7 protein-coding genes are annotated in these 15,197 nt (G+C 46.1%); all 7 read left to right on the forward strand.

Going from position 1 to position 15,197, the window contains the following annotated elements; all coding sequences use genetic code 11:
* The first annotated feature begins 12 nt into the window (after window positions 1-12).
* The 7 genes from AAHN97_RS20855 (at window position 13) to AAHN97_RS20885 (ending at window position 15,170) form a co-directional block, all read left to right on the forward strand.
* Window positions 13-1,590, forward strand: coding sequence for a RagB/SusD family nutrient uptake outer membrane protein (locus tag AAHN97_RS20855; RefSeq protein WP_343304023.1), 1,578 nt, complete (start codon window positions 13-15; stop codon window positions 1,588-1,590).
* Between the two features lie 4 nt (window positions 1,591-1,594).
* The gene (locus AAHN97_RS20860; protein ID WP_343304024.1) at window positions 1,595-2,485 is read left to right on the forward strand and encodes a DUF5017 domain-containing protein; all 891 of its coding nucleotides are present in this window, start codon (window positions 1,595-1,597) and stop codon (window positions 2,483-2,485) included.
* On the forward strand, window positions 2,482-4,167 hold the full coding sequence (locus tag AAHN97_RS20865) for a sodium:solute symporter family protein (RefSeq protein WP_343304025.1): 1,686 nt from the start codon (window positions 2,482-2,484) through the stop codon (window positions 4,165-4,167). The genes AAHN97_RS20860 and AAHN97_RS20865 overlap by 4 nt, the downstream gene beginning before the upstream one ends.
* Window positions 4,164-6,641: a glycerophosphoryl diester phosphodiesterase gene (locus AAHN97_RS20870; protein WP_343304026.1), complete on the forward strand. Its 2,478-nt coding sequence runs from the start codon at window positions 4,164-4,166 to the stop codon at window positions 6,639-6,641. Before AAHN97_RS20865 ends, AAHN97_RS20870 begins: the two co-directional genes overlap by 4 nt.
* A gap of 4 nt (window positions 6,642-6,645) precedes the next feature.
* Complete coding sequence (locus AAHN97_RS20875; RefSeq protein ID WP_343304027.1) at window positions 6,646-10,005, forward strand: hypothetical protein; 3,360 nt, start codon at window positions 6,646-6,648, stop codon at window positions 10,003-10,005.
* A gap of 116 nt (window positions 10,006-10,121) precedes the next feature.
* The gene (locus AAHN97_RS20880; protein WP_343304028.1) at window positions 10,122-12,869 is read left to right on the forward strand and encodes a hypothetical protein; all 2,748 of its coding nucleotides are present in this window, start codon (window positions 10,122-10,124) and stop codon (window positions 12,867-12,869) included.
* 24 nt (window positions 12,870-12,893) lie between these two features.
* Complete coding sequence (locus AAHN97_RS20885) at window positions 12,894-15,170, forward strand: FAD-dependent oxidoreductase (RefSeq protein ID WP_343304029.1); 2,277 nt, start codon at window positions 12,894-12,896, stop codon at window positions 15,168-15,170.
* The last annotated feature ends 27 nt before the right edge of the window (window positions 15,171-15,197 follow it).

Here is a 15,197-nt window from a genome sequence, read left to right on the forward strand (position 1 = left end):
ATGCTGTTTATTATGAAACGCATCCTCATATTATTTGTATTGGCCGGTTCTATGCTGAGCGCCTGTAACAAGTTCCTCGAAACAAAACCGGAAGACTTTGTAACACCGGATAATTATTACAATACGGAAGCAGACCTGGACAGGGCCTTGAATGGTGTATACAACAGATTGGTAGATAATTTCGGGCGGATGTATTCCCGTGGCCTGTTTAGCTTCCTTTCCATCAGCGATGAATTCTTCTATAAGAACATCACCATCACCAACCTCAAAGTAATGGACTTTGATGCCGGCCAGCTGGATGTAGGTAAACTCTGGGAAGTAGCCTACCAGGGTATTGACAGGGCCAACATCCTGCTGGAGAATGTAGACAAACCAAAAATGGACGAAACAAGAAGGAAAGCCATTAAAGGAGAAGCATTATTCCTCAGGGCTTATTTTTACTTCGTACTCGTAGATAACTTTGGCGGTGTTCCCTTAAAGCTGGTATCTACCAAAAACCCTCTGGAAAAATACCTGCCCCGTGCTTCCGTAGCTGATGTGTATGCCTCTATTGTGAACGACATGAAAGCGGCTGACACACTGGTAAGTGATATCAGCAGTTACGCCTATAATGAAAGAGTAACAAAAACTGCCGTAGAAGGGGTACTGGCAAGAGTATACCTCACCATGGCCGGCGAACCTTTGAAAGATGTTGCTAAATACAACGATGCCCTGATCTATGCAGACAAAGTGATCAACTCAGGTAAACATTCTCTCACTAGTGATTACAGCCGCATCTTCATCAATCATTCTGAAAACAAATATGACCTGCAGGAGTGTATCTGGGAAATAGGCATGTATGGCAATCAGCTGGGTAATACACAACTAGCCGGAGCGGTAGGGATAGAAAACGGCGTAGAATGTACCGATGATAAAATAGGGTATTCCACCGGGCCTTTGAAAATAACTGCCCGTATGTTTGGCCTCTATGCAGCTACTGACCTCAGAAGGGATTGGGCCATTGCACCCTACAAATATGTAACCAACGCCACTACCGGTGTTACCACTAAAACGCCTTACACTGCCGCACAGATCTATGACCGCACTGTTGGTAAATGGCGCAGGGAATATGAAACAATAACACCCAAAAACAGGAACTACAACTCTACCAATTTCCCTGTACTCCGGTATTCAGATGTATTGCTGATGAAGGCGGAAGCAGAAACGCAGGTGAGTGGAGCGCCCACCGCAGCAGCTTACGATGCCATCAACAAAGTACGCCGGAGAGGTTATGGCAAACCGATTAACACACCTGATGCTACTGTTGACGCACCAGCCGGCTTAGGTAAGGCAGATTTCCTTACCTTCCTGCAGGACGAACGTGCAAGGGAACTGGCATTCGAAGGTTTGCGTAAACATGATCTGATCCGCTGGGGACTTTATCTCTCCAAAATGCAGTCGCTGGCCGTGGATATCTCCACCAATGCCCCCTCTGGATTCAGATATGGTGCTAACGCTGCCAAAAACATCACTGCCAGGAATTTAGTATTCCCTATCCCTAATACAGAGATCACCGTTAATCATCTGGTCACTCAAAATCCAAACTGGTAACAACATGCGTAAGATTATATATAGCCTGGTATCAATTGGCATCTTCGCCGCTTGTGCAAAAGAAAAAGTAGGCGCACCGAACTTTGAAGTATCCACAACCTCACTTACCTATAAAGCAGGCGATTCTGTAAAATTCAAGATCAGCGGCAACCCGGATAACCTCATGTTCTATTCCGGTGAACAGGGACATAAATATGAATTCCGGAAACGGGATAGTGCAGACAATGATCTGCAGATAGAATTCAAAAGCCTGGTACAATTTGGTCTCATCTATCAGAACCTGCAGGTGCTGGTGTCCAACGACTTTAACGGCAAGGCGGACACCCCTTCTGTAAAAGCCGCCACCTGGACGGACATTAGCAGCAAAGCAACATTCTCTGCCGGAAAAGACAGTGTATCATCCGGCCTTATCAGCCTGAAGCCTTATGTCAACGCACAAAAGCCTTCCTCACTGATCTATGTGGCATTCAGATATACGGATTACAAAAAAGCACAGGGACAGAACAGATGGGTGATCCGCACTTTCAGCGCCAACAACATTGCACCGGATGGAACGGTAACCCCTATGGCGGTAATGTCCACCGGAGGCTGGCAGCAGGTGAACTTCAAAAACACCGCTTTCGTCTGGAGCCTCTCCGCCGCACAATTGCTCATGCCAAGCAGCGCAGCTACCGCAGATGATAATGAAGACTGGGCCATCAGCAAAGGATTTGATCCTACCTATATTAAACAGGATGTAGGTACAGCACTCAAGAACATCAGCACCGTTTTACCAGAATATGGGTATGTGTTTACACAACCCGGTACCTATAAAGTTGTATTTGAAGGATCCTCCGTACGTTATAATGGCGAACAAAGGACAACGAGAGAAGTGACATTAACTATTACGCCATGAATGCAGTGATTGATACATCTGTTATTGTAGTATTTTCCATCTTTATCATGCTGGTCGGTTTCTCGTTTTCGAGGACCGGCCGCAATTTGAAATCTTTTTTTGCCGCAGGAGAAGCCGTGCCCTGGTTTATCGGGGGATTATCTTTATTCATGAGCTTCTTCTCCGCCGGCACCTTTGTAGCCTGGGGTTCCATTGCCTATAAATATGGCTGGGTAGCCATCACCATTCAATGGACCATGTGTATCGGCGGATTGGTAACAGGTTTATACCTGGCACCCAAATGGAAAGCCACCGGAAACCTCACAGCCGCTGAATTTATCCGGGAACGTTTGGGAGAAGCGGTACAAAAAAGTTACATCTACATTTTCATGATCGTATCACTGCTGATCAAAGGATCAGTATTGTACTCCGTTGCGCGGCTCGTCAGTTCATCCCTTGGATTTCCACTGATGCCCAGCACCGTGGTATTGGGATTATTCATGATCGCCTACACCGCTGTGGGTGGGTTATGGGCAGTGATGGTAACAGACATCCTGCAGTTTGTGATCCTCACAGCCGCCATCCTCATCATCATTCCATTGGCATTTGATGCAGCAGGTGGTGTGGAACATTTCATTAAATTCTCCCCACAGGGTTTCTTTGATGTGGTGAATGGTGAATATACCTGGGGTTTTATACTGGCGTTTGCTTTATATCACATCTTCTATATCGGTGGTAACTGGACTTTCGTGCAACGTTACACCAGTGTGGATACGCCAAAGTCGGCTTCCAAAGTGGCATATCTTTTTGCCGGTCTTTATATTATCAGTCCTGTGTTGTGGATGTTACCACCGATGGTATACAAAACCATCAACCCCGGTTTGCAGGGTCTGGATACAGAGAATGCTTACCTCATGATCTGCCAGCATGTATTGCCCGCAGGGCTGATGGGGCTGATCTTAACAGGAATGTATTTCTCTACTTCCGCATCTGCCAATACCGCTCTGAATGTAGTATCTGCTGTATTCACGAACGACATCTACAAAGGTTCCATCAACCCGAAAGCTTCTGATAAAAAACTGATGAGTGTAGCCCGCATCTCCTCCTGGTTCTTTGGATTGGGGATGATCGTAGTGGCTTTGATCGTTCCCTACATCGGAGGGATCGTTGAATTCACCTTGAGCATTGGCGCCATCACTGGCGGGCCATTGCTCGCTCCACCGCTTTGGGCTTTATTCTCCAAACGCCTTACCGGAAAGGTAACATTATATGTAACCGGTATCAGCCTGGCTGCTAACCTCGTATTTAAAATGCTCCTGCCTTTCCTCGCAGATTATAAACTGAGCCGTGCAAATGAAATGCTGCTGGGTGTTGGCCTGCCATTCCTTATACTGGCCCTGTATGAGATCTATGCTTATTACAAAGGCCAGCATGCCAGTGCGGAATACCTTCATCTGAAAGCCTTGAAAGCCCAGCGTAAAGCATCACCTGTAGAGGTTAGCGTGGAAGAAGCTTTTGAGATAAAGAAGCAGAATAAGTTCGGGTTGAAGGTGATTGCTTTCTCCCTTTGTTTCATTGCAATACTGTTATACATCCTGTGCTTTTTCTCTGCAGGAAGTGCATCACTGGTTGCCGGTATTGCCACTGTTATACTCTTAACTTCCCTGATCCCTTTACGGGCAGCAGGAAAAGTGAAATTATGATAAGATGTTTGCTCTTCGCAGGTCTGTTGATGGGAACCTCTGCTTCGGCGCAGGTGTCCCTGAAAAGTAATGCCTTGCAATTACAATGGACGAAAAACACGGACGGCTGGAAAATTAACCAGCTGGCTGTTAAAAATAAAAGCACCTGGGTAACATTGCCTGCCCCAAGTGGTGAATATACTTTGCTGTATACGGAGAAGTTACCTGATTCCACATTCAACAATAACTTCCCGGAACGGCAATACCATTACATCATTCCGCTGTGGAATGCTTTGATACAACCTGTGCCCATGAACACCGCAGGGCAGGCTGTACATTTCTACCCCTCAGATGCAACAAAGTCCGGCAACGGCATTGTCTTCAAGAACCATTCTCAGCAGGCAGACATTTCAGCCGTATGGCAGATAGATCCCAACTACCCATCTGATATCCGGGTAAAGATCACCTTAACAGCCAAACAGACCGGTTACTTTTCACTTGCCACACCTACCGTGGCCACTATCATGGAAAAAGAACTGGCATGGGCCGGCATTCCCGGATACTTCCAAAGCAATGCACTGGAACATGACTTCATCAAAGCGAATGTTTACATGCAGGGTATCCCGGATAAACCGGTGATCGTAAGAGAAAGAACGGCCGCCACATTATCGCCTTTCATCTCTGCAAAAAATAACATCACCCTCGCCGTGATCCCTGATCCCGGCATAGGAAGAGATCCCTGGGAGAAGAATGCCAAAACACAATCCACCTGGCAGTTAGGCCTTTCCTTAATGAACAGGAAAGCCCTGCTCACGCCTACCGCCTATCATCCCGTATTAGGAGAGAAAGGTTCCCTGATGCAAAAAGGTGATACCGTTTCTTTCTCTTTCAGATACACTATTCAATATGCAGATTGGTACACCGTTTACAAACATGCTGTAAATGATGTGTATCGTTTTGCTGATTTCCTCGCACTGAAAAAAACATCCCAGTCACTCACCAGCCGCATCTTGTCCATGCACAAATACCTGGTGGACGCCAAAACCTCTCTCTGGAGAACAGAAGAATACAAAGGACTCACCATTGGCGCACAAGCTTACCTGGGTGGTGTATACGGCTCTGAGAAAGACGCCATGAAAAATTCCGATTACGGCGCCATGTGGATGCTGGCGAACATCACCAATGATCCAGCATTAAAGAAAGACCGCCTCCCTTATGCAAGGAATTTCAAATTGCAGCAACAGGACCTTACACCGGGTTTCTTTTACGGCGCAGCAGCAGGCCAATACTACCTCTCCAAAAGCAAACGGTTCACGGAAGAATGGGGCCCTTATGTAGAGCCCATCGGAACAACCTACTATGTATTAATGGATGCAGGAAATGTACTGTTATTCCAGCCAAAGGACAGCGCATTAAAACACACTTTACAACTGGCAGCAGATAAGCTGTTAGGATGGATGGACAATAACGGCCAATGGCAGGTAGCATATGATCATGCCACACAGGCACCCATGTTCAAAGAAGTGGAAGACCTTCGCCCTACGTTCTACGGCCTGCTCATTGCATACAAAATACTCCACAACAAAAAATACCTCAATGCTGCAAAAAAAGGCGCTGACTGGTATATAAAAAATGCCGTTGAAAAAGGCCGCTTCCTGGGCGTATGCGGCGACACGCGTTTTGTGCCTGATTTTGCCACCGCACAAAGTGCACAGGCATTACTGGAACTCTACGATGTAACAAAAGAAAAGCAATACCTGCAGGCAGCCATCCAAACTGCCCGCTTATATACCACTTCCATTTACACCCATCCTATTCCTACTACACAGGAAAAAATAGTGAATGGCGTAAAACGCCAGGATTGGGAAATAAGCCAGGCAGGTTTAAGTTTTGAACATGGCGGCACATTAGGTTCTGCGAATCACCGTGGCCCTATCCTCTTAGCCAGCCATGCCGGCATGTTTGTAAGGATGTTCACCATCACCCGGGATTCCCTTTTCCTGCAAATGGCCCGTGCGGCGGCATTAGGCAGGGATGCTTTTGTGGATAAAGAAACCAGCGTGGCTTCCTATTACTGGGATGTGATGAATAAAGGTGCAGGCCCTTATCCTCACCATGCCTGGTGGCAGATAGGATGGATCACGGATTACCTGCTGGCAGAAGCGGAAATGCGTTCCGGCGGACAGGTAAAATTCCCAAGAGGTTTTATCACACCTAAAGTAGGGCCGCATCAATCTTATGGTTTTGCACCCGGAAAAGTAAACGGCGTAACTGCAGACCTTATACTGGAAGAAGGTATGCTTAAAACCACCAGTCCTTATCTCGATTACTACTGCGCCATTAACCGGCAGCAAAAGAAATTATTCTTCATCCTGTTGAATAATGATGATGAGCAACTGGAAACAACTATTCAAATACCAGCAAAAGCTGATTCCGGTGTTGCATTGAAAATAGCACCATACGGCATCAAGGTACTGGAGATAAATTACAAGTAAACGCATGAGCAAACATCATTACCTGTTCTTAACAGCCTGTTTATTCAGTGCGTCTGCGCTTCATGCGCAACAGAGTTACTTTATAGAAGCTGAGGATTTCAATTTCAAAGGAGGTTGGATGGCTGAAAAGCCAGTAGGCGGTGTGAACATTTCCAACAACAACATCCTGCGCGTATTGGGCGGAAAGGTGAAAGCAGCAGATGCTATTGCAGTGATCCGTGTAAAAACAGCGGGTAATTATACGGTGTGGGTACGCTCCATAGATTATCCTGCCAACAATCCCGGCACTCGTTTATTTCGCGTAGCCGTGAATGAACAGGCCCTGGAAGAATCCGGCAAACATGGAAAAGATAGTTATTACTGGGAAAATGCAGGATCCGCCAAAATGGATACCGGTGAGAATGTGATCCGTTTACAGGATTCAAGAGGAAACTTCGGCAGATGTGATGCGGTACTGTTGACAACAGAAGCCTTCAATCCCAATGAACAGGAATTAACCCGCCTGCAGAAGTTCAAAACAGTACAGATAGCGGTAAAAGCCAATCCTGCAAGCCTTCCTGTTACCATCCCTCCCGCAACGATAAAGAGCGATGCCCCTGTGCTGGCTGCCATCAGTAATGAGTATATGCGGTTTCAATTTTTCAAAGCAGACAATGAACGGATCGCATCGCGCACAGATCTAAAACAGCATGGCAAATGGAACAGCATCAATGCAGCCAATGAAGAGAACAGGATATTATTGATCAGTGCAGAGGCTCCGCAGATCGGCTTTGGTAATTTCTTCCCTTCCTGGAATGGTTCTATTGGTTTCAGTAGTTTCACCAGCAAAGGAAAATCGTACACTATCCTTGAACCGGAGAACCTGAAGAATCCTTTCCTCGCAGGAAAGCTCACCGCATTTATTCCTTCCTCCGTAAAAAAGATCAATGATCATACACTGGAAGTAAGTTATCGCGCAGAAGATGGCCAAACCATGCAGGGTACCTGGCAATTAGCCGCACACCATCTTACCCTCACACTGCAATACACACCAAAACAGAGTGCCTATTACAGCCTGGTTGTTGCTGCTTTCCAGGGAGTATCCAAAGATAAAGTAACACAGATCCAGCTTCCGCCAATGTTCCAATACCAGCGTATTCCGGAACAACCGGTAATGCTGCCTTCCGCCCTCATGCCACAACCATTGGCCATGATGGAGATGAAAAACGAACAGGGCATACTTACCACTTTTATTACCCGTGCCGCTACTGATTATCCATTGGACTGGGGAGTATCAAACCGTTCAAAGATCGGTTTCAGTATTAAGAATGAAAGGAACGAAGTACAGCCTGTTGCCCTCTCCCCCATGTTAGGATTGGACGATTCTAAAATAGCTGCTGCCCAAACAATAAAGCGCACTTTCATTATGGGCGCCGTAACAGCTAACTGGAATGACGCACTGGAATATATCTCAGACAGCATTTTTAAAGTAAAAGATTACCGCAGTCAGGCTAACACTTCTCTCACGAATACTGCATTCAATATCATCGATCTGATCAAAAATGATAATGCTGCCGGTTGGGATGCCACGCTGAAAGGATTTTATGATATAGAAGCCGAACCAAAGGGAGCACCTACAGTTGTACAATCTTCTCCGCTGGCAGTGATCTCTGCTGCTATACTTGGCAGGGATGAAGACCTCTACATCAAACGCGCATTACCTGCTATTGAATACACCTTATCCCGCAGCGGTTTCAGATCAAACAATGATCCTAAGAACAAGAAAACGGTACTGAGCCCTTATAACTCACAGTTCACCACTGCTTATTACGAAGGACTGGATCAGTTACTAGGCAACGCCAATCCCTGGCTGAAAAAAATAGCGCTGCCGGATAATAAGATCAGGCCCGCCAAAGGTTACTCCGTAATAGTACCGGATTTCTCACAAGACCTTGCAGCATATCGTCTAACAAAAGACACAAAGTGGTTGCAATCTGCCAAAGAAAAAGCCACTGCTTTCCTCAGGGATGAAGTATACGGCACCAAAACTGTTCCACTCACAAAACAGCCTTTTTACAATACCTCCTTTTACGCCAATTGGTGGGACCTCACAGATCTTTACGATGTTACCCGTGACACCACCTTCTTAAACGCAGCCGCTGCAGCAGCCTTTCAAACCCTGATCGGCGTACGCACTTATCCTGCTGTAGAAGATGAGTTACAAACCATCCACCCCGGAAATACTTATGAAGGAAACACCACCATGTGGTGGAAAGGAGGAGAAAAATACCGCCTCGGTTTCCCCCGGCAGACCAATGATGCCCCGGAGAAAAAAGTACCGCAGGCACTCGTATCTCCCGTTGGCCTTGGATTTGAACAACCTTATACTTTCTTCAATCCGGGTACGCTGGTGCGCCATGTATACATGAGCAGCTGGGCGCCACATCTCTTACGTTTATTTGGTCCGGACAAAAGAAAAATATTTGAGACCTATGCCCGTAATGCCGTGATAGGAAGATTCACAAACTATCCCGGCTATTACGCCACCGGTTTCACAGACATTCCCATGCAGCCGGATTTCCCTTATAAAGGCCCCGATGTAAGTTCTATCTATTACCACCACATACCACCACACCTGGCCTTCACACTGGATTTCCTGGTCACGGAAGCCATGCAGCGCTCAAACGGGAAAGTGAGTTTCCCTTATGGCAAACAGGATGGTTTTGTATGGTTCAACAACAGGATCTTCGGCGGCGGTAAAGGCAGTATACTGGACGATAAAGCAGTCAGCCTCTGGATGAAGAAAGACCTGGTACAGGTAGATAAACCGGAAGTGAATTACATCACCGGTATCTCTGACGACCGTTTCTGGATCATACTCCTAAATGAAGCACACCAGGAATTATCCTGCAAAATAGATCTCAGTAAAGAAGTACCCGTAAAAGATCATACCGATGCCACTTATTACGCACAGCCTGATGCTGCGCCTGCCATAGCAAAAATGGAGGGAAGGGCACTGAATGTAAAGCTGCATGCGACCGGCTTTACGGCTCTTTCTTTTCCGCTGGCAGCCAAACAGGCTATACAAAAAGCAGTGCCGCTGAAAGAGGGCATGCAGGTATATGATCTGGGTGCACCGTTGGGAAAATTCTATGCTTTCAGGATCAGGTCTCCCTTTGGATGGGATTCCGTATATGGCTTCCTGGAAAATAACCCCGGTGCCGGTACAGTGGTTACCGTATTGATCAACAACCTGGAAGAAATTAAGAACACCACGCCTTACGAATGGAGCCATCACCCACTTACATCAAAAGAGAAAGTGGAAATAAAGGTGCATGTAAAAACACCGGATGGAAGTGTAAAGGAAGGCGTGCTCAATTTATAAACGGAAGCTGCAACAGTTGATGGGAATGTTCCCGCAATTTGGGAATGTTCCCACCTGATTTAAGCAAGCGGATCGTAAGCGCGGAACAGGTAGGGTCTTAAATTTGAAAACACTTTATGAAGAACGGAATTTATTCATTACCACTTCTCTTTTTCAGCTTTATTGGAACGAGCGCGCAGGCACAAGTACACTTGTCTGCAGACAAACAGCGCATTGAAATAAAAAATTATTCCTTTACACCTACTTTCACCATATTATATAATGCCGTTGATCCTGCCATGGCATTAAAACCTGCGGGCATAAAGAAGGTAGAATACAATGTACTTACCTGGAAGGTAACAGACAGTACCAAAGCAGACTTCCGGCAAAAGAAGATCAACGCATCAATGGCCGGTGATGGTTTTGACGATAAGATATTACGCAGCAAAAGCGAATGGCGCACGGCCAATATCTTTCAGGCAGGCCAATCAACAACCATTAAAGCCAACAGCCTGGAACAAAAAGGCGATACTCTTTTCTTCCGTTTCCCGGCTAATGCAGACTTTGAGCTGAAAGCATACCTGCTCACCAATATTAAACCCTTCCCTGTTTTACGCTATACCTTTTCACCACTGAAAGCCGGTTATTACAGTATTGGCTATACCGGTGCTCCCGCATTTTCTCCTGAAAAAGCAACTGCCATCTGGCAACCGCTTATCTGGCAGGAGAAAAGAATCCCTGATGCTGCATATCTCACACCGGCTTTCATGGCTACCTTACCTACAACAATGGTGTACGATGGCAACAATACCATCGGCGTAATGGCATCACCGGAACACATTCCTTTCCAGCCTTTGCCTATGCTGCCTAACAGCCAGTTCGGCATATCGCTGGTGAATGAAGCAAAAGCCCTGCAACCCAGTGTGTATGCTCCCATCCCGGGTGGTTATTTATCATCCATGAAAGAGGGAGACAAATTCTCTTTCTCTTTGCAACTGGTAGTAACACCACTTTCCATTAATCATGCCTACCAGCAAATAGCACAAACCACCTTTGGTTTTAAAGACTATCGCAGCAATGATATTGCTTCCCTGAACACGGCACTGGATAATATGGTAGCCTATGCCATGACGGATTATGCATGGTTTATAGACAGCCTGAAAGGTTGCGCGTATTCTACAGACGTACCAGGCGCAGTGAAGAACGTTTCCAGCCTCAATCCCCTGGAACTGGCATTGGTAAGGGATGATAAAACGATGTTTGAGAAACGTGCTTATCCTTTAATGGAATTCATGTTATCAAGAGAGAAATTCCTTTTCAGTTTGGACAGTACGCAAAAGATCCAAAGCCCTTCCCGCAAACTGAAAGGCCCTGTTGCGCCCCTATCTGAATTAACTGCACTCTATAATGTATTCGGCAGAGAAAATGCTTTCTACCTGCAGATGATGCAAAAGGAATTCAAAAATGACCGCGTACGCAACCTGGATGTAAAAGAAAAAGGCGATAACTGGATCAATGCCATGCATCTCTACAAAGCCACGGGCGACAAAGACTATCTGCATACAGCGGTAACAAAGGCCAACGAGTACCTGCAACAAAGAGCGCATCAGCAACAGACATCCTTTAACGATCCTTTCTCCGGCAGCTTTTTCTTCTGGCCTACTTTCACAGACAGGTGGATAGAATTATCCCAGTTATATGAAATCACCAACGATACGGCTTATTTAAACGCCGCCGTGGAAGGTGCACGCAATTATACCATGTTCACCTGGATGGTGCCAGCCATACCGGATAGCATGATCACCGTGAACAAAGGAGGCAAAGCACCCATATACTGGTACCTCAGATCCAAAGGTCACCAGCAGATGTATTACCCGGAAGAACAAGCCCCCGCATGGCGGCTTTCGGAAACAGGTTTAACGCCTGAATCTTCCGGTACTTCCACAGGGCACCGTGCCATCTTCATGGCCAACTATGCCCCCTGGATGTTACGCCTTGGGTATTATGCAAAAGATACTTTCCTGATCAATGTAGCCAAAGCTGCCGTAATTGGCCGGTACAGGAATTTCCCCGGATACCACATCAATACAGAAAGAACCACCGCATACGAGAAAGTAGATTTCCCGCTGCATAAACATAAAGAGCAAAGCGTAAATTCTTTCCATTACAACCACATCCTCCCCATGGCCTCTATGTTACTGGATTACCTGGTAACAGATGTATTCGTACGCAGTAAAGGAAAGATCAGCTTCCCGGCGGAATACATTGAAGGGTATGCTTACCTGCAAAGCAAGATGTACGGTGTAAAGAAAGGAACGTTTAATGAAGAAAAAGATGTGCAGTTGTGGATGCCCGCCCAGCTCTTGCAAATTGATAACACAGAATTGAATTACATCGCCGGCAGAACAAACAACAAATTATTACTCGCATTTACGAATCAGTCCAATCAGCCTGTTACAGCTAAAGTAACCATCAACAAGGACCTGGTGAATGTGCAAAAGAATACTTTCTCCATTACTGTTCCTGCGAATGGTATCAATACCATCGTTATTCCGGATACACCAGTGCCCAATACCTTCCAGCAAAAGATCTTAGCGGTTACGAACGACAAAAGCAGAGACTACGCTAAGCTGGAAAAGGGCCATACTCACGCCATGTTATTCAAACTCGGCAGTTACGACAAACGATTATACATCTACCTCGAAGATGATGATACGAAATGGAGCAAAATAAGTCTGCATTACAACAATACAACTGTAAATGATACAACATACCCGTTCGAATTCACGGTACCGGTAAAAGAAGCCGTGACGTTCTATTTGTCGTTGTACGATAAAGAAGGACAGGTACAGAAAACAGAAAAAGTAACATTAGGTAATAAATAAGCAAACCCTTTTTAACTAAATAGAATGATACAGTCTGAAGCAACCGATAAGCGGTCCTTCCCCGGAAAAAAAATAAATGTTGACCTGGTGATCATAGGCGGCGGGCTTTCTGGTGTTTGTGGTGCCATTACAGCCGCAAGGCAGGGATTAAAAGTTGTGCTCGTGCAGGACAGGCCTGTGCTTGGAGGAAACTCCAGCAGCGAAGTAAGGTTATGGATCCTGGGTGCTACCTCACACATGGGTAACAATAACCGCTGGGCAAGAGAAGGAGGTATTGTGGATGAACTGCTGGTAGAGAACACCTGGCGCAATCCGGAAGGTAACCCCGTGATCTTTGATTCCGTGTTGCTGGATAAAGTGACCCGTGAACAGAACATCACCCTCTTACTGAACACCACCGTGTATGAAGTGGATAAAAAAGATGCCAACACCATCAGCTCCGTAAAAGCATTCTGCAGCCAGAACCAGACAGAATACATTTTATCTGCTCCTCTGTTCTGTGATGCCTCCGGTGATGGTATAGTTGGCTTCTTATCCGGTGCCGCTTTTCGTATGGGTGCTGAAACCACGGAGGAATTTGGAGAGAAATTCGCACCTACCAAAGAATATGGCGAACTGTTAGGTCATAGCCTGTATTTCTACAGTAAAGACACGGGCAAACCCGTTACCTACGTTCCGCCTGCATTTGCCTTAACAGATATTACACAGATCCCTAAGTTCAAATCTTTTAATGCTAAGGAATTTGGCTGCAAACTCTGGTGGATAGAATATGGCGGCAGGTTGGATACCGTACATGATACAGAAAACATCAAATGGGAATTGTGGAAAGTAGTGTACGGCGTATGGAACTACATTAAAAACTCCGGTAACTTCCCTGAAGCAGAAAACCTCACCTTGGAATGGGTAGGCATGATCCCCGGCAAAAGGGAAAGCCGCCGTTTTGAAGGTGATTACATGATGCGCCAGCAGGATATAGTAGAACAACGTGTACATGAAGATGCTGTAGCCTTCGGCGGATGGTCTATTGACCTCCATCCTGCAGATGGCGTGTTCAGTGAGAAACCAGGCTGTAATCAGTGGCATAGTAAAGGTATTTACCAGGTCCCTTACCGCTGCCTCTATAGTAAAAACATTACCAACCTGTTCCTGGGCGGCCGCATTATCAGTGCCTCTCACGTAGCTTTTGGCTCCACCCGTGTGATGGCCACTGCGGCATATGTTACACAAGCCGTTGCTGTTGCTGCAGCGCTTTGCAAAGAGCAGCACATTTTACCAGCGGAGATCTTCACTAAAGGACATATCCCGGCATTACAACAACGCCTCTTAAAAACAGGACAATACGTTCCGGGTTTACAGCTCGCAGATAAAGAAGACCTTGTACAATCAGCCAGCATTAAAGCTTCCAGCGAATTGGTGTTCAGCAAATTCCCCGGCACGCCTGTTCGTAAAGCGCTGACCATCTCTTCTGCGCAAATGCTGCCCCTGCAAAAAGGAAAGATTGCGCCTTTCGTTTTTCATGCGGATGCTAATGAAGCAACGGAGTTAACTGTAGAGCTGCGCGTGAGTAGCAAAGCAGGTAATCATACGCCGGATGTAACAGTGGCTTCACAAACTTTAGCTGTACAACCCGGCAGGAATTGCATGCAACTGCAATTTGATGCAGTGATGGAAGAGAACGCCTATGCATTCATTACCTTCCTTAAAAATCCACTGGTTGAATTACACTTCTCTGAAAAAAGGGTATCCGGTATCCTTTCTGTATTCAACACCATCAACAAAGCAGTATCCAATTACGGCAAACAAACACCGCCGGAAGATATCGGGATGGATGCCTTTGAGTTCTGGTGCCCGCAACGCAGGCCGGAAGGGCATAATATTGATCTGCAATATCCTGAAGGCCTGAGTGTGTTCCAGGCAGCTAATATCCGTAATGGAGTGGATAGGCCTACTACACAGCCCAATGCCTGGGTGGCGGACTGGAATGATGCGCAGCCTCAGTTAACGATCAGTTGGAACGAAGCTAAGACCATCAGCGAAATAGATCTCTTCTTTGATACGGATTATGATCATCCGATGGAATCTGTGTTGATGTCTCACCCTGAGTCGGCCATGCCTTTCTGTGTGCAGAAATATAAGATCAGAGATGAAGCGGGGAATGTATTAGCGGAGCAAACAAATAATTATCAGACTTATAATAAGATAAAACTGGCACAGCCTGTTACTACCGGGAAGTTGGTAATTGAAGTGCAACATCCTTCAGAGAATGTGCCTGCTGCTGTTTTTGCAGTGAGATGTTATTAAGTGTTTATTGGGTAAAAGTACAAAGGG

The organism is Chitinophaga niabensis (genome assembly GCF_039545795.1).
Classification (GTDB): Bacteria; Bacteroidota; Bacteroidia; order Chitinophagales; family Chitinophagaceae; genus Chitinophaga; species Chitinophaga niabensis_B.

What these genes read in the sequence shown, in the direction of transcription:
- AAHN97_RS20855 (WP_343304023.1), top strand. Translation starts at nt 13, where the DNA reads ATGAAACGCATCCTCATATTATTTGTATTGGCCGGTTCTATGCTGAGC.
- AAHN97_RS20860 (WP_343304024.1), top strand. Translation starts at nt 1,595, where the DNA reads ATGCGTAAGATTATATATAGCCTGGTATCAATTGGCATCTTCGCCGCT.
- AAHN97_RS20865 (WP_343304025.1), top strand. Translation starts at nt 2,482, where the DNA reads ATGAATGCAGTGATTGATACATCTGTTATTGTAGTATTTTCCATCTTT.
- AAHN97_RS20870 (WP_343304026.1), top strand. Translation starts at nt 4,164, where the DNA reads ATGATAAGATGTTTGCTCTTCGCAGGTCTGTTGATGGGAACCTCTGCT.
- AAHN97_RS20875 (WP_343304027.1), top strand. Translation starts at nt 6,646, where the DNA reads ATGAGCAAACATCATTACCTGTTCTTAACAGCCTGTTTATTCAGTGCG.
- AAHN97_RS20880 (WP_343304028.1), top strand. Translation starts at nt 10,122, where the DNA reads ATGAAGAACGGAATTTATTCATTACCACTTCTCTTTTTCAGCTTTATT.
- AAHN97_RS20885 (WP_343304029.1), top strand. Translation starts at nt 12,894, where the DNA reads ATGATACAGTCTGAAGCAACCGATAAGCGGTCCTTCCCCGGAAAAAAA.